General features: G+C 66.4%; 10 protein-coding genes. 7 read left to right on the top strand and 3 right to left on the bottom strand.

Annotated elements, in window-relative coordinates:
- Positions 1–157: 157 nt before the first annotated feature.
- Positions 158–2,269, top strand: coding sequence for an FkbM family methyltransferase (locus tag H507_RS0110150; protein WP_022910604.1), 2,112 nt, complete (start codon positions 158–160; stop codon positions 2,267–2,269).
- Positions 2,266–5,481: a glycosyltransferase family protein gene (locus H507_RS0110155; RefSeq protein ID WP_022910605.1), complete on the top strand. Its 3,216-nt coding sequence runs from the start codon at positions 2,266–2,268 to the stop codon at positions 5,479–5,481. The genes H507_RS0110150 and H507_RS0110155 overlap by 4 nt, the downstream gene beginning before the upstream one ends.
- 28 nt (positions 5,482–5,509) lie before the next feature.
- Here H507_RS0110155 and H507_RS0110160 read toward each other — a convergent pair whose 3' ends face one another.
- Positions 5,510–7,162, bottom strand: coding sequence for a heparinase II/III domain-containing protein (locus H507_RS0110160; protein ID WP_022910606.1), 1,653 nt, complete (start codon positions 7,160–7,162; stop codon positions 5,510–5,512).
- A gap of 164 nt (positions 7,163–7,326) precedes the next feature.
- Here H507_RS0110160 and H507_RS0110165 point away from each other — a divergent pair, with 164 nt between their 5' ends.
- The 5 genes from H507_RS0110165 to H507_RS17380 all read left to right on the top strand — a co-directional run bounded on the left by H507_RS0110165 (position 7,327) and on the right by H507_RS17380 (position 16,542).
- Entirely contained in the window at positions 7,327–8,085 is a 759-nt protein-coding gene (locus tag H507_RS0110165) for a DUF6270 domain-containing protein (protein WP_157438956.1), read from the top strand.
- Positions 8,086–8,312: 227 nt separating this feature from the next.
- Positions 8,313–9,965 (top strand): glycosyltransferase family protein, encoded by a 1,653-nt coding sequence (locus H507_RS0110170; RefSeq protein WP_051139774.1) that lies wholly within the window; start codon positions 8,313–8,315, stop codon positions 9,963–9,965.
- 19 nt (positions 9,966–9,984) lie between these two features.
- Entirely contained in the window at positions 9,985–11,175 is a 1,191-nt protein-coding gene (gene wecB / locus H507_RS0110175) for a non-hydrolyzing UDP-N-acetylglucosamine 2-epimerase (RefSeq protein ID WP_245558901.1), read from the top strand.
- Between the two features lie 13 nt (positions 11,176–11,188).
- Positions 11,189–14,212 carry a hypothetical protein gene (locus H507_RS0110180; RefSeq protein ID WP_022910610.1) on the top strand — a complete coding sequence of 1,008 codons (3,024 nt, stop codon included), beginning with the start codon at positions 11,189–11,191 and terminating at the stop codon, positions 14,210–14,212.
- Positions 14,209–16,542 (top strand): DUF6270 domain-containing protein, encoded by a 2,334-nt coding sequence (locus H507_RS17380; RefSeq protein ID WP_157438957.1) that lies wholly within the window; start codon positions 14,209–14,211, stop codon positions 16,540–16,542. Before H507_RS0110180 ends, H507_RS17380 begins: the two co-directional genes overlap by 4 nt.
- A 47-nt stretch (positions 16,543–16,589) precedes the next feature.
- Here H507_RS17380 and H507_RS16080 read toward each other — a convergent pair whose 3' ends face one another.
- Both H507_RS16080 and H507_RS0110195 read right to left on the bottom strand, forming a co-directional pair.
- Positions 16,590–19,262, bottom strand: a complete 2,673-nt coding sequence (locus H507_RS16080) for a heparinase II/III domain-containing protein (protein ID WP_022910612.1) — start codon at positions 19,260–19,262, stop codon at positions 16,590–16,592.
- 11 nt (positions 19,263–19,273) lie between these two features.
- Positions 19,274–23,839 carry a glycosyltransferase gene (locus tag H507_RS0110195; protein WP_022910613.1) on the bottom strand — a complete coding sequence of 1,522 codons (4,566 nt, stop codon included), beginning with the start codon at positions 23,837–23,839 and terminating at the stop codon, positions 19,274–19,276.

Raw genomic sequence — 23,839 nt, forward strand, 5'->3', positions numbered from 1 at the left:
GGCGGACCGGCGGTGAAGGGCTGGTTGCCGAGGTGAACGCAGTGAGGCGCATCGAGCCGTCTGCTCTTCCCTGAACAGGGGACGACCCTGACACGGGTTTCGCTATGGTTCGGGAGGAACCGGCCAGACCGTGGTCGACTGGGTTCGAGGAGCCAACGTGACAGACACGGAGTCAAAGCATGGGTCCGACGTCTTCCAAGTGCGCCTTGACGAGCTCGACTACTGCCTCAGTCTCCCCTCGTCCGACGAGGACTCGATCCAGCAGATCATCAGGAAGAGCGGTGCTCCCTACGAGCCCGAACTCGTGCGAGACGTCATTCGGCGGTGTCCTGCCGGCGGGCTGGTCTTCGATGTCGGCGCCAACATCGGCAATCACACCGTCTCGTGGGCTGTCGCCGGCTTGGACGTCTGGGCATTCGAGCCACTTCCCGAGCTCCGATCCACCATGGAGCGATCCGTCCAGTTGAACCATGTCGAAGAGCGCGTGCGCCTGTTCGACGTGGCCCTGTCGGATCGTGACGGACACGGCCTGCTCGTGCCTCCCGACTCCACGAACCTCGGCACGGCCCATCTGGTCGACGACGGCTCGGCCGAGTCGACCCGGGCGACCTCCGTCACCTTGGTGCCCATGCCTGACCCAGGACGTGACCTGGTGGCCGTCAAGATCGACGTGGAGGGCAGCGAGGGGGCTGTCATCTCCGGTGGCGTCGCCGTCCTGAGCAAGTACCGCCCCCTCCTCTACGTCGAATGTCTCGACCGTGCGTCCTTCATGGAGGTGTGGCGCCTCATCCAGCCGCTGGGCTACAGGTACCGAGCGACGTTCAACGCGTCTCCCACGCACCTGTTCGTCTGGGAGGGCGCTCCAGCTGAAGGGGACGACCCTGTGCTGGGGCTGATGGACCGCTTCTACCAGGACCACGCCGCCTATGTGACCACGCGCGACCGGCTGCTGGCGGCCAACCAGAAGTATCGGGAGGTGACGGCCACGATAGGCACCCTTCAGGGGCAGGTGGCTTCGATGCGCGAGAAGGCGGCGTCAGACCCCTTGAGCGCGCTCAGTGCGCATGACGCGCTCATCTCTTCCATGGAGCTCACGCAACGGCTGGAGCGCCAACTCCTCCAACAGCAACAGGACGGACGGGAGGCGCGCAGGCAGGCGGAGGCGGCAGCAGCCGAATCGGCCGACCTGAGGCTCCGACTGGAGGAGGCGCGGGCCGCGCTCGCATCCATGGCGGCGGACCGGGAGTCACTCCAGTCGGTCTTGGGCCAGGTCGAGGCCGATGCGTTGGCCAAGGGTCAGGTCGCCGACACGGCCGTGGCCGATGCCGACCGTCTGCAGACCGAACTGGACGAAGCACGGGTGGAGCTGGCAGCGGTCACCGACGAGGTGAGCCGGATGAGCGCGCACCGACAACTCGAGCGCCAACAGTACGAGGACGAACTGAGCAGGCTGCGCCAGCGGTCCGACCAGACGCTGAGGTTGGAGGGCGAGGTCGCGAGGCTGGGGCTCGTCGTGTCCGAATGGGTCGAACGGGCTGACATCGAAAGGGTGAAGGCAAGGCAACTACCCGAGCAGGTGAGCGCTGACTCAGCGACGAGCGTCGGGCGGGTGCGCGTCAGTCGCGAGGATCTCACCTATCTGCGCGAGTGGATTCAGGGGCGCCAGGAGGCGGAGGCTGCGGCTGATCAGGAGACGGCGAGGCTGCAAGAGCGGTGGGAGTCGACCACGGCTGAACTGAAGAAGGTACGGGCCGAGGCCGAGGAGAGCACGAAACGTTCGATCCGGACGGCCGAGCAGCGCGACGAGCAGCTCGCCCTCCATGTGCAGGAGATCGATCGCCTCCAGCAGCACCTGAGTGAGGCGCACCGACGGCTGGAGGCTGAACAGGAACAAGCGCTCTCGCTGCGCGAGTCGTTGTCGGAGAGCAGTGCTCAGGCGGGCCGGTTGACCAGCGAGATCGAGGAAATGAGGGCGGAGTGGGACGCGCACCGGAGTGATCTGGAGTCGCGATCCTTGAAGGCCGAGGCGACATCGCAGGAACTCCAGGGCCTCGCGGCGCGACTGGAGCGTGAACTGGCGACGGTGAGCGCAGAACGGGCCTCCCTCCGGGCCACTCTCCACGAGGTTCGAGGCAGCCGGACATTCCTCTCTGGGAAGGCACTTCGGGAGACGCGAGGTCCTCGGGGGGCGATCACCCTGCCGTGGCGACTCTGGAAGGCCGTGCAAGCGGCGCCCCGAAGCGATGAACCGAAGGAGATCGACAAGTGAGCAATGTCCCGGCCTTCATGGCAGAAAGGCAGCTCAACCGATCCGAGGTCCCGATCCGCAGGCGCAGCGGGCCGGCTGGGCACCTCACGGTGGCGTGCATCCTGGACGACTTCTCCGCAGCCTGTTTCTCGCCGGAGGTGGACCTCTCTCCCCTGACCATGCGCGACTGGAGGGCGGAGTTGATCGCCACCCAGCCCGACATGCTCCTCATCGAGTCAGCATGGCGAGGGCATCGACAGACTTGGTGGAACCAGGTGTTCCGCATGGGCCCCGAGATCCGAGGGGTGCTGGAGTGGTGCAGGGAGCGCAACATTCCGACCGCCTTCTGGAACAAGGAGGACCCGGTCCACTACCGCACGTTCCTGACCCTCGCCAAGGAGTTCGACGCAGTCTTCACCACCGACCTCGACATGGTCGGCCACTACCGTGCGGCCCTGGGACACCACAACGTCCATTTCCTGCCGTTTGCCGCTCAGCCGAGCATCCACAACCCGATCGAGGAGTTCCGGCGGATCGAGGGCTGTGCATTCGCGGGGGCCTACTACAAGAAGTATCCGGAGCGGACCGAGGATCTGGGAAACCTCTCGGAGTCTCTCGCGAGTGTGGCGCCGTTCCACATCTACGACCGCAACTTCGGTGGCAGTGATCCGGACTACGCCTTTCCTGAGTCGTACCAGACCTTCATCGTCGGGGGATTGGCGCCCGACCAGATCAACGTTGCCTACAAGGGGTACACGACAAATCTGAATCTCAACTCCGTGAAGCAGAGCCAGTCCATGTTCGCCCGAAGGGTGTACGAACTGATGGCCTCCGGCACCTTGGTCGTGAGCAACTTCTCCCGTGGCCTGCGGACCATGTTCGGCGAGTTGGCCATCGTGTCCGATTCTCCCGGCGAGATCCAGACGACCCTGCAGCGTGTGGATTCGGTACCGAATGGGCGTGAGCGACTGCGAGCCATGGCCCTGCGCAAGGTGATGGCCCAGCACACGTATGGGGAGCGCATCGCCTTCATCGCTCACTGCCTGGGTCTGATCGAGGCGCCGCGGGCGACGGCACCCCGGGTGTTGATGGTTGCTCCATGCGGTGATGAGGAAGACGTCGAGGCCAGCGTGCGCACCGCCCTGTCGCAGAGCCACCCCGAGTGGCTGCTGGCCACCGTCGGACCGGCTGGCGGTTCGCCGCGTGACGACCGGGTCCGCCATTTCGTCGATGACGAACAAGCCATGCAGTGGGGCAGGTCCCAAGGGGCTGAACATGCAGCCCTGCTCGATCCCAAGGACTGGTACTCACCCAGCTACTTGTCGGACTTGGTGGCGACCTTGGAGTGGGCTGACGTGAAGTGCGTCGGCCTCGACGAGCACTTCCGACTGATTGACGGGATCCCGACCCGCACCCGGGCCGGGCACGGTTGGCAGATGGCGCGCGAACTGGCTCCGACCCGCTGCATGGTCACCGGGGAAGCGTGGCACAGGATCTCCAGCCTCTCGGAGTGGGCGAACGCCACGTTCGACGGATTGGCTGTCGGCGCGCTCGGCTACTGTGCAGGCGGGCGCCAGGCCGGAGCCGAACACCTTGCGAGTCTGGACGACCTGCAGGTTGACCTCGGGAGTGACCTGGCCGTGCTCCGAGACCATTCCCGCGCACTTGATCCACCGGACATGCCCACCAGCCCATGGGACTTCGATCTGCCGAGACTTCAGGAGTTGTTCCCGGCCACCGCAGAGGTGGCGGTCGAACTCGACGACTTGGGGCGGGTGCACGTGCGGTCCGAACTCGAGCCCGGAATGCACAGATACGTCTACCTCCCGCCGATGGACATCGATGGCAACATCAACCCACTGGATCGGACCGTGATGTTCTCGGTGGGTCCCGGCTTGGACGTGACGCTCGCGGTGATCTTCCTCGACGGCGCTGGCAACAGGCTGGGGCATGCCATGGCCAACAACGGCCACAACACCCCCATCGTGGCTCCCCCTGGGGCAGAGCTGATGCAGCTCGGACTCCGCGTGAAGGGACGCGGAGACGCGATCTTCGAGAGACTGACGGGGGAGACGGTACTGACCGCCCCCAGCCCCGTCATTGTTCCCTCGTCGACGCTGCTGGTGAGCAACATCTACCCCGACTACCACCAGCTCTATCGCAACGCGTTCGTTCACTCCCGGGTCAAGGCCTATCGTCGCCACGGAGCGGACGTCGACGTCATGGTGGTCGACCCCCGGATCGCGGGTCGACGTTTCCGAGAATTCGAGAACGTCGATGTGACCGTCTGCGACGCCGCCACGTTGGATGCCACTCTGCAGCTTGGACAGGTCAGCAGTGTTCTGGTGCACGGCCCCACGCCTGAGGTCTGGAACGTGCTCGCCAGCCACCCCGAGTTGGATCGGGTCGCGGTCTGGGTGCACGGGTTCGAGATCCAGCCGTGGTGGAGACGGGCCTTCAACCTGTCCACTGAGGCAGAGCGAAACGCCGCGAAGGAGGTCTCCGACGCCCGCATGGCCTTCTGGCGGGCTGCCTTCGAGAACTTCCCGGCCAACTTCGAAATGGTCTTCGTGTCGCGGCAGTTCGCTGCCACGGCGTTCGAGGATGTCGGGAGGACCCTGGAACCCCATCAGTACCGCGTCATCCACAACCCCATCGACACTGATCTGTTCCAGTACGTGGCCAAGGATGCCGCCCAGGCGACACGCGTGCTGTCGATCAGGCCCTACGTGAATGCGACCTATGCGAACGACTTGGCCGTCGCTGCCGTCCTGCATCTCTCCGAGCGGGAAGGTTTCGAAGACCTGAGCTTCTCGTTCCATGGTGATGGCCCGCTGTTCGACGCGACCCTCGCCCCGTTGCAGAAGTTCCCCAACGTGACCATCCACAAGGGGTTTCTGCGACATGACGAGATTGCCGCGCTGCACCGCTCCCACGGCATCTTCCTCGTGCCCACCCGGATGGACACCCAAGGTGTCTCCCGCGACGAGGCGATGTCCTCGGGGATGGTGCCGGTGACGACCGCGGTCGCCGCAGTGCCGGAGTTCGTGGACGAGACCTGCGGAGCCTTGGTCCCCGGCGAGGACTCGTGGGCCCTCGCCGAGGCGGTCTGGTCGCTGGCGCACGCTCCGGACGTCTTCCTGGAGAAGTCGGAGAAGGCCGCGAAGCGAGTGAGAAGGCAGACCTCCGTCGACGTCGTCATCCCACAGGAGTTGTCGATCCTGCCGACGTGACGAGAAGGTGTCACCCGCGACGCAGGCTTCACCAATCCAGGTAGAGCGCCAGGGCCGTGGGGGAGCAGTCATGCAAGGAGTGGGCGGGACCCAACTTGAGTAGCGTCGCGAACCTGCCTGCGACGGCGTCGGTCGCGAAGTCGAGCCCTGTGGTCGGGGTCTTCACGCCGTTGGTGACGGAGCGCCATCCTCTGGGCTGGTCGCCTGCAACTCCTCGGTACTCCTCCACTGGTCTGGATGGATCACTGAAGAGCGTCGCGCTGATGACACCATCCGCGAGGCCGATCCTGCCTGGGCTGGTGTTCGTCACCTGCATTTCGGGCCCCAGGAGGAAGCGGCTGACCCACCCGGGGGAACTCGTGGAGGAGTCATGGAGGTAACTGTCGACCACCACGATCTCGTCGGGCCAGACAACGGACACCTCCCGCTTGGCGCGAAACGCCCCGTCCTGTGTCGAGGCGGTTCCCACGACCTGCGAGAGGAGTTCGGACTCGACGAACTGATCAGTGACGTCGTGCCTGCCCCCGTGCTCACGGACGATCTCTCGGCGCGTGCGCCAGTCGTAGGCCTTGGGAAAGATGCCGGAGTGGCCCCGAGTTGACTCCAGACACCTACGGTAGGGATCGGTGTGATCGTAGTTGTACGAGCCTGCGTCAATGAGTACGTCGTGGTTCCGGAAACGAACAGTCAGGGCTGTGTCATCCATGTGCTTGTGGGCCTCTGAAGCGGAGCCGCACACAAAGCTGACGTAGAGCTCATCGTCCTTGATAACAGTGAGTCCACTCGCGGAGAAGCTGCGCGAGGTGTTCTTTGGCGCGAGTCCTGGCCGGTAGACGGGGGAGTCACCGATGGGCGGAACGGAGCCGTCCTGCCACAAACAGTGCGCCAACGCCTCTCTCGCGCTCTCGACCACCTTTTGCAGGTGTTCGACGAGCCCCGGGCTGATGTCGACCGCGGTGATGAATCTGAGGATCTCGTTGTAGAGGATGATGTTGAAGTTCAAGTATCCCGGCGTGTTCTCATTCGCCATGCCATCAGCGTCGAAGCACTCGTCAGCCAACCGGGTGATGCGCTCACGCGCCACCTCAGTGTAGAGCCTGCCACGTTCACCATCGAACAATGCGCCAGCGTGAAGAAGAGCCATCGCAGCCATCACTCCGTGATTGTTGATCGCAAAGGGCGCCTCGTTCGCAAGCCAGTCGGCGTTGTCGCCGATGGCGTCAACGACCGCCGCCACGAGTGATTCCTCTACAGCCTCGTCCGGTGTCTGCTGAATGCAGCGCAGATAACTGATGAGACAGGTCACCCGGACTGCGGCAGAGTGGTCTGCACTCGGCATGCGCTTGCTGAGTGTCCGCAACTCGGAGTCGACCTCCGCGCGAAGGTACGAGCGGACGATCGCGGTCGCGTGGCTTGCACCGTGCCCGCTCACGAGCTGTGTCTTCGCCAACGCGCCGACGGCCCACAGTGACCACAGCCACATCCTGTTGCTTCGCTCTTGTCGCTCGAAGTCCTGCAGGAAGTCCACCCCATGTGACAGCGAGACTTCTACGGGGTCGCCACTCGGCAGTGTGATCCAGAATGACGAACTCAAGGGGTCGATGGTCAAGGCCTTGGGCTGGAGTGGCTCCATGAGGAACGGGATCCCAGACGCCCGGTCGAGCAATTCCTGGTAGTGCATGATTCTCCTGTGTTCTCCCCGGGCAGGTGTATGGCGAGTCGCCATGGTCGTCGCACATGGGCCATCCACCCTTGATCGACGCTGCCCTGACGAGTCTAGGCGAGCGGTCGCGCCCCCATGTTCCCATCCAGGCCTGCGCACAGCGCCCGTGGTAACCTTGGACGGTGAAGTCCCCTACCGCCGTGGCCATCTTGGGTAGCTGCGTCACGCGCGACGCTTTCGAGTACGCCGAACAGGGGCGCTTCGAGGTCGCTGAATACATGGCGAGGTCGGGACTCGGCAGTTTCTTCGGCCGGCGTAGCGAAGCCTTCTCGCCCAACTTCGACGTGATTGATTCGGCCTTTCAGCGTCGAATGGTGCAATGGGACGTGCTGAAGTCCGGGCGTGGCATCCTGCGGCGAACAGCATGGGACGTGCTGGTGTATGACCCCATCGACGAGCGGTTCGCGCTGGCAGTCTTCCCAGACCTCGGCATTGCCACGATCTCGAGCGAATTCAGCAAATTGGGCGTGGCCGAGTCGGAGTTCAGCACCATCCGCCCGTGGTCCGCGGAGCACTTCGACAAATGGCGCGCGGGTTGGTCGACCTTCATGGTGCTGCTCGACCAGATCGGAGCCAGGGAGAGGCTGGTCGTCCATGACGCCTCGTGGGCCACCAAGGTGCGTGGTAGCGATGAACCGCCCATGGCGATCGGCGCGATCGATCGGGCCAACGACTGGCTCAGAAACGCCAAGCAGGTCATGGCGAGGGACATCCCCGCCGACCAGTTCATCACCGTGTCGGAAGACCTCAGGGCGGCCGAGCCCGACCACAAGTGGGGTCTTTCCCCCTTCCACTACGTCGAACCCTACTATCTCGAATTCCTAGAACGCCTGACCGAGATCTCCGGCCGCATTGCCGGCGAGCGCGTCGCTTCCTCCTGATTCCTGTCCCAGTGTTTGTCGTGAGCAGTGTGAGTCGTAGCCTCGACCATCTCCGACGGATGCTGTGGCATGCCCGCCACGGGGGCTGGCGGCAGGTGCGGCGATACCTTGAGAACGTCCGGTTCGGCTCCCTTCGTTCGCGCAAGGTGCTACGCACTTCTGACGGTGTCTCAGTGGCCCCTTGGAGTTGGCCTGAGCGCGCCCCGGCCAGGCAACACGCTGCCTTGGTGATTGCTGACGACTTCACGCTCGCCGCCTTGCGCTACGAATGGCGGCAGATCGAGGCCGACCCCACGACATGGCCCGAGCAGATCGACGGCATTGACGTGCTCTTCGTCGAGTCAGCCTGGTCTGCGAACGGCGGTAGGTGGGCCCATCATCTGACGGGGCCCAAGGCACCGTCCTCCGAACTCCGCGCCCTCGTGGATGCCTGCAGGAGCCGTGGTGTCGCCACCGTCTTCTGGAACAAGGAGGACCCTGCTCACTTCGAGGACTTCATCGAAACTGCCGCCCTGTTCGACCACGTGTGGACGACCGACCTCGATGTGGTGGATCTCTACCGAGAGCGGCTGGGTCATGATCGAGTCGGGGTGCTCCCATTCGCGGTGCAGCCTGCGGTGCATCACCCGCTGCGCACCCTCACGGACAAGCCAGCGGGAATCGCGTTTGCCGGCACCTGGTTCCAACACAAGTTCCCCGAGCGGCGTGAACAGATGGAACTCCTCTTCCCCGCTGCGGAGGCCGTCGCCACCGAGACCGATCCGTTCGAGATCTGGTCACGCTTCGCGGGCAAGGGTGAGCAGTACGAGTTCCCCGAGCCGTGGGCCAGCCACGTGGTCGGGTCTCTCGGCTACGACCAGATGCTCAGTGCCTATCGCGCCTACAAGGTCTTCCTCAACGTCAACACCATCACGCGTTCGCCGACCATGTGCGCGCGGAGGGTCCTCGAGATCACCGCTTGCGGCACACCGGTGGTCTCGCCTCCCGCATCCGCCCTCCGATCCTTCCTGGGCGACGGAGTGGCCGTCGTCCGCTCGACCGCCGAGGCCACGGACGTACTCGGCCGGTTGACCAAGGACGACCACGAGCGCGCCCGCCTCGTTCATCTCGGACAACGGGAACTGTGGCGCCACCACACCTATTCGCACCGCGTCGATGACGTTCTCGCGCCGTTGGGCCATGAAAGACGTGCCGGTGTGCGCCCCACGGTGAGTGTCGTCAGCGCGACCAGGCGCCCGGGGCAGATCGTCCACCTATTGCGCCAGGTCGGGCAGCAGTGCGAGGTCGAGTACGAGCTTCTGTTGGGCACCCACGGCTTCGAGCCGACGGCAGCCGAACTCGGTCTCGCGGCCGAGCTTGGGCTGGCGGTCAAGGTTCTCCCGCAGCCGCCCGAACGGCTGCTGGGAGCGATCCTCAATGACCTGGTGGCGCACGCGGATGGCGACGTGGTCTCGAAGATGGACGACGACGACCTGTACGGCCCCCAGTACCTGGCCGACCTACTGGACTGGAGATTCGTCAGTCAGGCCGACATCGTCGGGAAGCAGGCACGCTTCGTGCACCTCGCTGGTTCGGGTGAGACGCGCTTCATGTCCGGGCACATGGAGCACTGCCCTACGACGTTCGTGGCCGGTCCCACGATCACCCTCGCCAAGGACGCGGCACTGGAGCTCCGGTTCCCGGACGTCTCGACGGGTGAGGACTCCGGACTCCTGAAGCGGGCACGCGAGTCCGGGCTGACCCTGGCCGCTGCCGACCGTTTCAACTTCGTGCAGATGCGCAGTGCCGACCTCAGTGGCCACACCTGGATGGCCACCGACGAGAACTTCTCACACGGCGAGTTGGTCCAGAGTTCACCCACCGACCTGATGTTGCTCTGACGGATCGGTACCGTCGCCCATGGCGGCATCACACGAGGAGAAGAGGCATCCCATGGCGGGCAAGGTACTGGTCGTGTACGGCACGCGCCCCGAGGCGATCAAGGTGGCGCCCCTGATCGCGGAACTGGGCCGCTCAGAGGTGCTCGAGGTCAAGACCGCCGTCACAGGCCAACACCGAGAGATGCTCGACCAGGTGAACGAGTTGTTCGGCATCGTGCCCGACGTCGACATGGACCTGTTCGCTCCCGGACAGTCCCTCAACACACTGGCTGCCAAAGTGATCCGCGGTACGGACGAACTGCTCGACCACATGTCCCCAGATGCGGTCGTGGTGCAGGGCGACACCACCACGGTGGCCATGGTCGCCATTGCTTCGTTCATGCGCGGGGTCAAGGTCGTACACCTCGAGGCCGGGCTCCGGTCCCACGACATCCTGTCGCCCTTCCCGGAGGAGGCCAATCGCCGCCTCGCGGGGCAGGTGACGGCCCTGCACCTCGCTCCCACCACCCAGGCGCGTGACAACCTCGTCCGCGAGAACTTCAACGTCGACGACATCGCCGTCACGGGGAACACGGTGATTGATGCGCTCCTCGAAGCCGCAAAGAAGCCGGTGGTCTTCGACGATCCGCGCGTGGCCCAGGTGGTCGAGTCGGGGGAGAAGATCCTGCTGCTCACGGTTCACCGGCGCGAGAACCTCGGGGAACCGATGGCGCAGATCGCTCGCGCCATCGCCGACCTCGCCCGCTCCTACCCGAGCCTGCAGGTGGTCTTCCCGGCGCATCGCAATCCCAAGATGCGCGATGTCGTCTTCCCCATTCTCGAGTCATTGCCCAATGTCACGATCACCGAACCGCTCGACTACCTCCAGTTCGTGCACCTGCAGAAGGCGGCCCACATCGTGCTCACCGACTCCGGCGGCGTCCAGGAGGAGTCACCGGGGCTCGGCAAGCCCGTGCTGGTGCTCCGCGAGAACACCGAGCGTCCAGAAGCCGTGCAAGCCGGCACCGCGCGCCTGATCGGCACCGACACCGATCGCATCGTCTTCGAAGCGCGCCGCCTGCTCGATGACCCCGCCGCCTACCTCGAGATGGCTCAGGCGACGAACCCCTACGGTGACGGCAAAGCCTCGCAGCGGGCCGTGGCGGCCATCGCCCACCTGCTCGGGCTCGGAGTGAGGCTTCCCGACTTCGGAGCCCCCGTCGCCCCATGACCAGCGGTTCGACGTGACACCGCGCAACCGCTGGACGATCCTCGCCGTGGTCGGCGTGGTGGTCATCGTGCTGGTGAGTGCAGCGATCCTGCGGGTGACCGGATCGTCGCGAGCACCCGGCCCGACCCCGACCAGTCCATCGGGCAGAGGGGCCACGCCGCGGCCGCAGTCGAGTTCCACGACCGACTTGGGTCAACTCGGGGACTTCGAGGCAGGCAACCCCATCCCTCTCGGATGGCAGGTCAATGCTCCTCGCGGCGTGACCGTCGAGACGTCGTCCACGAGAGCCGTGACGGGGAAGCGCTCCCTGTATGTTGCCGACGAAACGCCCAGTGCTGGCGCGACGGTGATGGGGCCGGCCCTCACCATGGTCGGCGGAGCCGTCACCTACCTGCGGGGCCGGGCCTTCATCACCCAGGGCCAGCAGGACATGTCGCTGGTCTTCTACGACCGACTCGGCAAGGAACTGGGACGAGTCAGCGGATCCGCCGTGCCCTCGGCGGGTCGCTGGTCGACCGTGACCCTGCGGGGGGTCGCACCCGAGGGCGTCGCTGTCGCACAGGTCGTCATCTCGACAGCGGACAAGGGCTTGTCCCAAGGGTGGTGGGACGCGTTGGCGTCACTCGAGCCTGCCCTGCGAAACGGCGGGTTCGAGGATGCGCCATCGAGGACGGAGCCGGTACCCGGATGGACCGATGCCTCCAACGCTGCTGGATCGGCTCGGGTGGTGACCGACGATCCCCGAACAGGGAGGAGGGCTCTGGAACTGCTTGCGGCCGAACCTGCCGACACCGCCCGGGTCACCAGTTCCCTCACTCCTGTCTTCGGGGGCGGGGCAACCCGCCTGAGGATGTGGGTGAGGCAGGGGACCAGAGCCCTGGAGGTCACCGTCGACTGGTTTGCCTCCGATGGCACGCCAGCGGGAACCGAACATGTCGACCTGACCTCGCCCGGTACCCAGTGGCGTTTGGCCTCGCGCGATCTGAACGCCCCCACCCTCGCCTCCACCGCTCGCGTGACCTTCACGGCGTGGGGTCCGTCGAGCGTGACCCTCGATGGCGTGACACTGCTGCCGATCGTGGACGGTCTGTCGCTCCCGGGCGAGGGTGGCATCGTCGGTGACCCTCTGGACGACTTCAGCAACGTCGTGCAGACAACCCTGACCACGGTCGATGGACGACTGAAGGCCTGCGCCATCGTCTCGGGATATCCCGCCCACTTCCAGGTCGTCGACGTGGTCACCGGCGATCTGGAGGCCGACCTACCGTTCGACAACCCCAACTTCAGTCAGAGCGGCGCGATCGCGGTGGCTGACGACGGCAGCGTCTACACCGGTAGTCAGGGCGGGCACGTGTACCACTGGGACCCTGTGACCAACACTTTGCAGGACCTGGGCCGGGCCACGGCGACGGCCACCGCCGTGTTCGACCTCACCCCGGGGCCGGACGGCCGTATCTGGGGCGGAACCTATCCAGGGGGTGAACTGATCAGCATTGATCCGACCAGCCACCTGGTGAGCAACCATGGACAGGTCGCCCCGGGTCGTGACTACGCCCGCGCCATCGCGGTGGATGAGAGCTACGTGTACGTCGGTGTGGGCAGCAGCACCCCAGCCATCGTCCGCATCCAGGCCGATGACACGACGAAGAGGACCACCATTCCGCTCCCGGTACCGGTCACGACCGGAACGGTGTCGGAACTGTCCGTCTACGGGAACTTCCTGGCGACCAACGTGCCGACCGGCAAGACACCCGACGGGACCTCGCACCCCGGTCAGCGCTATCTGTACGACCTCACCAGGAAGACATGGGACGTTGCGGCCAACGTGCCGGGTCAGGCGCCGGTGGGGGAGGACTCCAAGGGCCGCTTCTTCTACCTGCGGGGCGGCTCGCTGGTCGGAGTCGACTCGAGCAGTGGGCGCGCCTCGACGATCGCCCGCCACATCAAGGTCGATCCCTGGCAGGGGCGCACCATCCATCAGGGCGTCATGGCCGGTCTGGACGGCGAGTGGATGGTCCTGTTCCAACCGGCATCGGGACTGCAGGCGGTGAATCTCGCGAACGGCAAAGTGGTGACGGTGAACTTCAGCTTCAGGCCCGTGAGCCTGAGGATGAAGTCCTTGGCCGTCGGTCCGGAAGGCTCCCTGTACGTCGGTGGCTACGGCGGAGCCAGCCTCGCGGTCGTCGACCCCGCCACCGGGGAGGCCTCGCAGTACCCCCTCGATCGCACCGCCAGGGGAGTCATCGGTGAGGTCGAAGGCATGATCAGCCAAGGCAGGTACCAGTTCCTCGGCACCTACACGAGGGGCAAGATCTTCCGGTACGACACGACCCAACCATGGGTCGACGGTTCGAACCCCACGCTCGTCGCCGACCTCTCCGGCGACCTCCAGGACCGTCCGCAGGCCTGGGCGACGAGCGGAGGGAGAACCTACTTCGGAACCGTGCCGGCCTACGGCCATCGGGGCGGGGTGCTCGGAGTCATCGAGACCCCGACGTCAGCCCCCCGGGTCATCGAGCAGCCAGTGCCGGGACAGAGCGTGGTCTCCTTGGCGGCCTCCGGCGACATCGCCTACGGCGGGACGTCGCGCTGGGGGGGTCTGGGTGCAACCCCGATCAAGGGCGATGCTCGCGTCTTCGCGTATGACACCCGCTCTGGGCGGCTCCTGTGGTCAGTGGCACCCGTGTCTGGCGCCCAGAGCTTCGGTGGCATGGTGCTGACCCACGACGGACAACTGTGGGCCGCGACCGGAGGGACCCTGGTTCGCCTCGATCCCACCACCGGTCGGGTGATGAAGACCGTTGTTGCGGCGAAGTTGAGTCAGCCCGAACGGGTGGCGTGGCGCAACGTCGACCTGAAGGAGGCCGAGGGCAGGCTCTACCTGGCTGCTGGTGGGTCCATCCACCGAGTCGATCTCGCGAGCGGGGCTGTCACCACCCCCGTACCCTCAGGGGTGACCCACCAACTGTTGGCGGTGGTCGATGGTGAGGTCTATTTCCCGACCGGCGCATCGTTGCGTAGGGTGCCTGTGTCGTGAGCACACCGCTGAAGGGAACCGGTACTGGTATGGCCAACTCGGGGCTTCCGGCTGCTTCGGACTACGGACGATGGGGGGAAGCCCCTGCCGCCTGGGACTCTCTGAAGTCGTTCGGCGAGGCGGCTCAGTGGCGGCCCGGGGTTCACGTGATCTGGCTGTCGCCGGCCACTCACCTCGACGTGCTCGTCGTCGGGGACCTGCATGAGGCGGCGGCCGATCGCGCGGTCCCGGTGTTCCTGAGTGGTGCGGTGACGGGGCGCAACGGCGCGTCCGGGCCGTTCTTCTCAGGCTTGGGCGTGATGTCCGAGGTGGGTGGCCCGTACCTGTGCTTGTCGGACCCGACCCTGGACCACGACTCCGAACTCGCTCTGGGCTGGTACACGGGACTTCCCGGCGAGGGCGTGCGTGAAGCCATGGCCCACTTCCTTGCGGCCGTCCACACCCGATTGGGTCGGGAGTTGTTGTTGGTCGGGGGCAGCGGTGGTGGCTTCGCGGCACTCTCTCTGGCCGAGGTCACTTCGGTACCCACCTCGGTCTTCGTCTGGAACCCCCAGACCGACATCCTGCGGTACTCGCCCGGTCCCGTACTCGACTACCTCTCTGCCATCACCGGCTTCACCACAGCGGACCTGCGTGCGCTGAATGACGACGACCGCGCCGCGTTGTTGTCTGAGCGCGGGATCACCCATGCGGTGAAGGCTCGTGCAGTGGCCGCGAACCCACACGTACGACGGCTGATGTACGGCCAGAACGCCACTGACTGGCATGTCGGCAGCCACTTCTTCCCCTGGCTCGACGACTCACCCCTCGAGGCGAGCGGACGTGACTCGTATGTCCGTGGTGACACCCACGTGGCGCTCCTGTCCGAGATCAGCGTCGGGCACGACCCGTGGCCGAAGCCCGTCATCGTTCGGGTGCTGCAGGTATTGGTGAGGTGCGAGAACAACCCCGTCCCGCTGGTCGACCGCCTGAAGCAGGAGGGTCTGCTTCCGGCCGACGGGCTCGACAACCTGCCCCGCCGCTGGGATGCGCGAGAGGGTCTCGAGCAAGACCTGCGGGCGATTGTCTGGCGAGCAACGGATGGAATCCGAGTGCGAGCCACGTGCGTTTCCGGGGCCACCCAACCAGCTGGGCTCTCGGCTCTCGCTGACCCGGCGCCCGAGGGCGAACTGGTGACCGTGTCGCTGCGAGACGGGCTGGGCGTCGAGATCGGTCAGCGTCAGGTGCCAGCGGTGACCCCTCCTGCTCGGCTCAAGATCTTCGTGTACGGCAGTTGCGTCTCCCGCGACACGTTCGCCTACTTCGACAGCACCGTCTTCACCCTCAGCAACTACGTGGCGCGACAGAGCCTGGTGTCGGCCTTCGCTCCCGCCGGCGATCCCCTCATCGACCCGGCCAAGCTGTCGAGCTCCTTCCAGCGCAGGATGCTCGAGTGGGACGCTGAGTCTGCGCTGCCACGCCTTCTGTCCCAGCGGGCGCCAGAAGTTGACCTGCTCCTCTGGGACCTCACCGACGAACGACTCGGCGTCTGGCTGTACGACGACGGCCACGTCACCACGTCGTCGGTCGACATCGCCCCGCACCTGCCCGACGGGCTCGTCAACCGGCGGAGGATCCCGTTCGGTACCGACGAGCATTTCTCACTGTTCCGGGCGGCCCTTCACCAGTGGCGGTCTCTGTTGGAGCAATGCGGAGTGCTCCACAAGGCGGTGCTCCTCGCGCCACCGTGGGCCACGCAGACTCTTCCAGTTGGCGTTGCCGTGGAGGGGCGCGGACCCACGGCCGAGGAGGCGAACCGTGTCATGCCCCGCTACCTCGACCTGATCGAAGAGGTCACGGGAGTGCCTGTCGTGGGACGGGGCCTGAGCGACGTCCGGTCACCCACGGCGCATCGTTGGGGAGTGGCACCCTTCCACTATGACGAAGCCACCCACGTGGAGCTCGCCCGTGCGGTGCTCGGCCTCCACGGTGGCCTGATCCGTGAACGAGTGTCTTCCGCGATCGACCCGCTCGCCCTCGTCACCCGCGTACCTCCACGCCCACCCATCGTGGAGGCGGAACGACGGTCGGCCGTCAACCGAGGCGGTGCAAACATCCGCCAGGTGCGCCGACAGATCGAGGTCACCCTGTCAGGCGTCCCATTCGCTTCGGTGAGGATCGACCTCTATCGGGGCAGCGAGCGGGTTTCGGCCGGCCCGTGGTCGAAGGAGGCGAGCGCCACCATCCCGATCGACGAGGCAGGTCTGTATCGGGCCCGGGTGCACGTGCTTGATCGCCAGGGATCCCGGATCGCCATTGCCTCGAACACCTTGCGGGTCAGCCGGCTCTGACGAGAACGGTGCCTGGGCGGCGACATCGCCCCGCGGCCGGGCGCGCGTCATCCGCCGGCAGGGACGACGACCCAATTGCTCGTGAGCGCAACCGGCTGGTCGTCGGCCCCACCCCGCCCGAACACGCGAACGCGGTAGCGGCCGGGCGACAGGCCCTCGAAGACGAATTCGCGTCGCGGACCATACGCAACGGTGGCCACATGGTCGCCGCCGCGAAACAGCCGGGCCGAGTACTCCCGCCAGCTGCCCTGGACGACCCTCGCCGTCACCCCACCCGACTCAGCCGCTGCCTGGATGACCAACAGGTCTGCATCGGTGGGCGTCGAGTCGCCGTGCAGCACCTGGGCCAGGTGGCTGGCCAGAGCGTCACGGTAGGCCGGCCCGAAGTCCCCGTGGGTGAGTCCGGGCAGGGTCACCAGGGAGGGCGTACCACCCAGCGCCTGCACGTGCTCGATGAACGGAAGCACGTGACCCTTGTAGTGGTGATCCTTGTCGCCGACCAACACGGTGATGCGGGAGTTCCGCCAGAGCCCGAGGTTGTCGGATGCGAGGTCGTAGAGGGCACGGTTCAGCTCCTCGATGTTCTCCTCAGAGGTGCCGCCCGTCATGAACTCGAGCACATTGGGGTGGGGTGTCGCGACGAAGTTGCCGATCAGCGTCTGGGGCCCTCCGACGAAGATGTCTCCCGCCCCGAGGGCCATGCCGTGCATCAGCGCCGCCGTCGCACCCTTCGAGGACCCGACACACACCAAGTCGTCCGGGGTGAGGCCCAATTGCTCCAGGGTGCGGCGGATCAGCGCCTGCACTGAGCGGAAGATGGCGCGGTCCCCGTGGTCCTGCAGGTAGTACGCGCCCTGGTCGCCGAAGTCGTCGAGGATGTACAGGGCCTCGGCCTCGGCGGCATCGATCACGGGCTTGTAGTTGTAGGTGAAATCCCCGCGCTGGTGCATGCTCGTGAAGGCCACGACCAGCCGACGCTGCGTCCTGCCCTTGGTGCGCAGGTGGTTCACTCCCACCTCTGACTCGAACCGTCGCCAGCCTGAGCGGGGGCCGACGCCGCGGTCTCGGTAGGTGAAGTCGTGCAGACGGATGCTGGTCCCGATCTGCACATCAGTTCCTGCGAATGACACCACCGCCACGTCGTTGGGCTCGTGCTGACCCATCGCCGGGAATCGCCAGCCCAGAGGCTTGCGACCGGCGACCCCCTTCTTGACGCTCGTGCGAGTCGGGACGTCGGCTTGCCACCACGCGTCCATCACCTTGGTGCCGTGATGGTGAACCTCGTAGCCCTGTCCATGGGGAATGACCTCGAGGTCCTCACCCGCGTGCCAGAGCAGTTCATAGGCGTGAGGCGAAGGGGCCGTGATCCGGTCGGTGACCTCGATGACAGGTCCGCCGTCGGCGTCGACCACGTCGACCGTGCGCTCATGCACGACACCGTCACGGAGTCGCGCGTTGCGGCCGGTTGCGGTGAACCCGTCGTCATCTGCGCTGCTCACGCTCATGGTCACGGTCGCCAGGTCACCACCGGTGCGGGGGATGCTCGTGCCGTCGACCACCAGGGTGCTGTGGGCGTACTGGGAGTAGGCGTACTTCGTGAGCGGATCGCCGTAGTTGTAGCCGTTGGGCCCGGCCTCACTGATGAGGTCGAGGCGCTCGTGGCGCAGGAACAGGGAGTTCTCGTCTGCGTGCTTGTGGTAGTCACCGTTGTAGGCGGAGCTGAAGAAGACGTAGGTGGCGTCGGGATCTCCCCAGGCGCTGCGGTGGATGGCGTACCCCGATTGCGGCAGGACCAAGGTGCGCGTGTCTGGCTCGACGCCCCGCTTGCCGACGGTGGCGGCGTACGAGAAGTGGTCGTCGCCGAAGCTGCTTGCTCCGCCGGCGAGCGGAGCGACGGTCGTGTCGCTGACCGGTGGGTAGACGCCGGTGGGTGTGACGGCGTGGGTGGCGTAGGCGAGTGTGCCCGCGAGCAGGTCTTCGAAGCTGGTGAGCTCGACATGGTCGACGGCTCGCAAGACCTCCAGGTGGGCCATCAGCTGTCGCGACACCATCAGGTGGTAATTGGGGGCGTGCTCGATGTGGACGCCCTCGGCGGTGAAGGCGTGCCGGAAGTAGGCGTTGAGTCGACCCAGCGCGGTCGCCAGGAGGGACTGCCTGAGTTCCTCGGATTCCCACGTCGCCACTCCGGCCCAGTTGACCACGGCGATGTCCTGGAACATCCCGTGGTTGTTGAGGCCCGCGTGGAAGGCGTCTGAGGCCAACAAGTCGGCTGTCTGGTCGACGAACTCGTGCAGTTCACGCAGTCGACCCTCGTCCAGGTGCTTCGACCAAGCGTCCATCATGGCGAGATGCATCGTGAGCCGCTGGGCTGTCGTCTCGTCGTGGAACGCCATGCTCGAGGGGTCGCTGCGCCATTCGTCGGCGTGGGCTCGCCACTGACGGGTCAGCTCCAGGGCCGTTTGGGCCAGTTCCGCGTCGTCGCCCGCTGCAGCGACCCAGTCGGTGAACCAGAGGAAGCCGTGCGCGTAGCGGGCCCGCGAGCGATCGGTCTGCTCGGTCCACATCCCACCTTCGTGGAAGGCGATGTCACCGAACTGGGCAGACTCGAACACGCGCTCCGCCATGAACCGGCGAGCTCGCGCAGCGGCAGGCCCGTTGGTCGCGTGGGGGAGGCGGCGACGTACCACCGGCTCCAGTGCGCCCAGCGACGACGTGGCCATGACCGGCCCCGTCATCCGGCCAGCACGCCGCGCAAGGCGGCGAGGACGTTCGACTGGGCGAAGTGGGCGCGGACGAATGCCTTGCCCGCCTCGACGTCATGGTCGCCGGCGATGATGTGGTCCACCAGCTCGTCGACCGTGGGCTCGATCCACGCAGCGGGATAGATCAGGTCGGCGCCCGACCAGGCCACCGTCACCGGCAGGGCGCCCGAGGCGGCCCCGTCGGCGATCGTGAGGTGGAAGGACTCGAAATCGCTGGTCGAGAGGACCACACCTATGGAGCGGTACCACTGCGGCATGTCGTCGCCGTGGCCGTCGAAGACGACGGTTCCCGGGGCGGCCTCGTTCAGGCGGTCGATCCGTTCCTGCTGGGCGGCGTACCACTTCATCTCGTCGGGCCGCTGTGCCATCCAGGGGTAGTCCTCCAGTCGCTTCCCCTTGATCCGCAGCCGGTGGTCGTGGCCGCGGTCACGCAGTCGCTCGACCACCTCGATGGCTCGGTCGAGTCGCTTCGTCTGGGGCACGATACCGACGAAGCCGATGGTGTGTTCCGCTCCGGGCAGCTTGGGCAGGTCGAGTGCATCGACATCGACAGGGTTGGGGATCACCACCGCCTTGTGGGCGGGCACCCCGTGACTGCGAATGGCCGCCTGCCGGATGAGTTCGCCGACGAACACGTAGCGATCGACGGCAGCATGTCTGATCTGCGACAGGTACGGGCGTCGAAGTTCCTGGGAGTGCACCCGCACGACCAGGCGCTGCTGCGCTGAGACGTGCTTGGAGTACCACACCGCGTTGCCCAGCCCCCACTCGCAGAGCACCACATCGGCCTGCGCCAGCAACTGCAGTGAGGTGGCTTCGTCGTGTTTGGTGTGGGACTGCCAGACGTCGGTGAGCACGGTGGCTCCCGCCTTTTCCAGCGACGTGATCAGGGCCGTCGCGAACTTCAGGTCATGGCCGGCGACCAGCACCGTGCGGCCTTCGAGGGACTGACCTGCGGTCTTGTCAGTCATGTCGACGATCCCGTGGTTCGAGTCGTGCGGGGGTGCACTCATCGTGGTCAGCCTCACCCCGGTCACCCCGTTGCGATGCAGGGCCTCGTCCAGGCCCATCTCGTCCACCAGGACGCGGGCGACCAGGCCTGCCGAACTGCTCGGTGCGTCTGTCGGCGTCGCCAACGGGGACGAGAGCGACAGGCCCTCGTCCGCTGCGGGCTCGATCCGTTCCCATGGCCCGTAGGCATTGCTCAGCAGCAGGTCCTCGAACCACGTACGCGTGAGTGCGGCGAGGGTCGATTCGTCCAGGATTCCGACGTAGTCGGCCGTGGCCTCACCGCGCGGCACCACCTCGATGCCCAGCTCGGCCAGCAGGGCGTGGGTTTCCTGATCGACCTCGCCCATGACCTGACGAGGCAGAACCGACTGCTGCGCCACTGCTCGGAGCGCGAGGGCGGGATCCGAATGGCGAATGTCCAAGGCGTAGGTCGCCAAGGTCACTCCCTCCACCGACAGCCCGGCTGTACGGGTCAGGATGGTGAGTGCGCTGGCGACGGTGTGCGCCCGCAGCACCGACCGAACTTGCAGCCATGCCTCCGCGAGCCTGGCCTGGGGGTTGCGGGACCAACGGCCGAGCCAGGCGCGCCACATCAGCGGATCGGCACTGACGGGGATGGCTGAGCCGAAGGTCTCCTCGATACCGCGACCGGGACCGGAGAGAACCACCCCACCGCACGCGGCGATCTCGACCACGCGTCGGGAGAACATGGAGGGCGAGTCAGAGACGCTGTTGACGTTCAGGTTCGCGAGGTGGGTGGAGTAGGCATCGATCACCTCGTCGTAGGGCAGGCTGCCGCGGACGAAGGGCTGCAGCGAGGCGGGGAATCGGTAGGGAGAATCGGGATCGTCTGCCTGCCGGTCGTAGATCGTCAGGCCGAACGGCTCGGCTGTCGTGAGCAGCGAGGCGAGTTCCGCCGAGCGCTTCTTGTAGCGGTCACCGTAGAACGTTCCGGCGTAGGCAACCGTCGGCTCGAAGGTGCGCGACCTCGCCAGGGGATTGTGAATCCTCGGCTGGGCGTAGAAGGGAAGTGCCGAGGCTGTTCTCACCGTCCCGAGCCCAGCCCGCAGGTACGGGCCGATCATGTCGGCGTCGGTGGTGAACACGTGATCGCAGAGGGCAGCGGTGTCGACGAAACGCGCGAAGTGGACTGGGTCCTCCTTGTTCCAGAAGACTGTCGGGATTCCGCGTTCGCGCGCGGATGAGAGCAGCGCGGCGATGTCTGCGTGTTCGTCGTCCTCGTACCGTCCGACGCCCCTGAACCACTGACCGTGGTTGCCCTTCCAGGCCGACTCGATGAAGACGAGGTCGAGTCCTGCCAGTTGGTCGGCCCAGCGGTGCCTGTCCAAGGGTTGGGTCTGCATGGAGGCCGCCAACGTCTGGCTCGTGAACTCGTCGGCGATGAGTCCGACCCGCAGGTCGGACAGACTGCGCGCCGGGGTGGCATCGGCGAGGCGCTGCTGCTCCAGCCCGGCGTCGGTGTGGGCCTGTCGCACCTGGGCGGCGACGACGTCCCACGTGCGCTCTCGCAGGCACCACTGCCTCCCGGCCCGGCCGAGATCGGCCCGGCGGTCAGGATCGTCGATCAGGTCTGCCAGCGCGTCGGCCAGGCCCACGGGGTCGCCAGCGGGGACGAGCAACCCGCGGGGCGGCGCCGTGGGATCGTCCGCCCCGGCGTAGATGCGGTGCGGTTTCACGTCGGAGAGCACCACTGCCTTGGCGCTGCTCAGGGCCTCCAGCGGCTTCAGTGGTGACACCATCTCGGTGACGGGAAGACTGAGGCGGGGGAGCGGCATGATGTCGAACAGACTGAGCAGCCGGGGCATTTCCGCGTTGGGCAGCCGTCCGAGCAGTCGCACCCGGTCGCTCAGTCCCAACCTGGTGACCTGCTTGGCGAGGTCGGCTTCGGCCTTCCCGCTGCCAGCGATCGCGATGGTGAACTCGCGGCCCCGGTCCCGCAGCAGGGCAGCCGCGTCGAGCAGGGTTGCCAGTCCTTCGTAGGTGACCAGGCTGCCTGCGAACCCGATGACAGGGTGCTCCAGTGGGATTCCGTGGCGGGCTGCGTAGGCCTCGTCCTTGGGCAGGGGGAGGAACTCGTGGGGATGCACCGCGTTGGGTGCGAGACGGATGCGCGCGGGGTCGACACCCCGAACGACAAGTTCGTCCCTCAATTCCTCGGTGATGGCCAGCACTGCATCTGCTTCGGTGAGCACCAGGTTCTCGAGCGAGACCTGCATCTCGTAGCGTTCTGTGCCCTCGAAGCCGGGGCGGTCGGAGGCCTCGGTGATCTCCCAGAGACCGCGAACCTCGTAGACGAACGGCAGCCCGAGGCGTCGCGCGGCGATCAAAGCGGGCAGGGCAGTGCGATGGTTCGAGGCGGCGTGGATCAGGCTCGGGCGCTGCAGTCGCGCCTCCCTCACGTAGGCGTCTGCCGCCTGCAACAGGTAGTGGTCGAGAGGGGTGCGCGTGAGGTCGGGGCCGGGCAGGTGCACGTACTCCACGTCGTTGATGGTGCGCGACCACCGCTTGCGCCTGGGGTGCTTGGCCTCGGTCTTGGTGTCCCAGGGGTAACCGGCGCGTGCGACCACCGTGACATCGTTGCCGCCGGACCGTAGGGCCGAGACGATCCCGCCCGTGCGCGTGGAGTATCCGTTCGTGTGGAAGGCCGGGGTGGAGTGTGCGCAGTACATGATGCGCCCCCGCTCCGGGTGGTACGCAGCACCGGGGCTGCGCGGCGGCACCACCACGGCTCCCGTGATGATGCGTTCGTCCCCCAACGCTCGGGCGGCGAGGGCCTGGCCCCAGTCGCCCATCGCACCCACGAGCTCGGAGTGCCGCCGCAGGGCGGCGCAGACTTCGGAGACATGTCCGCCGACGTTCCACCCGTACTGGAGCACGTCCAGCAGGTTCGCAGGGGCCGGATCCGCATCGAGGGCTGTCACCAGCAGCTGCAGTTCCCGCGCATTCGACGTGCCCGTGGACGTCGCCGTTGGGCGGGGCGAGGAACTGCCCGGAGCGGCCGCGGTCGCCGACCGGTGCGCGGGTGGCCCGTTCGAAATGGCGGGGGCGCTCTGGGAAGGAGCGGCGGGCGGGGGAGTGGACGCAGTGCTCGCGAGCTGCGCAGCGGTGGCCACGGTGGAAGGGCGGCCGACGGCACGACGGGTTGCCGATGCCCGCTGCTTGACCATGGCCAACGGATGCAGCGCCCACCTGCCCACGAGCCAGGTGCGAGACCCGCGGAGTCGCTTCAGGTCGTCCTTGAGGCGCTTGTTCTCCACCCGGTAGGCGGCCAGGGCCGCGTTGGCCTGGGCCAACTGGGACTTCTGCGCAGCAAGGGCAGCGCGGGCACGCTCCGCCTCCCGCTTGTTCGTCTCGGCGTCCTTGCCCTTCGCGGAGCCCTTGGGTGAGGTGGAGCGTGCCGCCATGCCGAGGTACTTCGTCCAGAATTCGTCGAAGTGGGTCAAGGCGTCCTCACGGCGCAGGTCGTCGATCTGTCGTGGGTCGCGCGTCTCGTCAGCGTGCAC

Source organism: Aestuariimicrobium kwangyangense DSM 21549 (assembly GCF_000421525.1).
Taxonomy (GTDB): domain Bacteria; phylum Actinomycetota; class Actinomycetes; order Propionibacteriales; family Propionibacteriaceae; genus Aestuariimicrobium; species Aestuariimicrobium kwangyangense.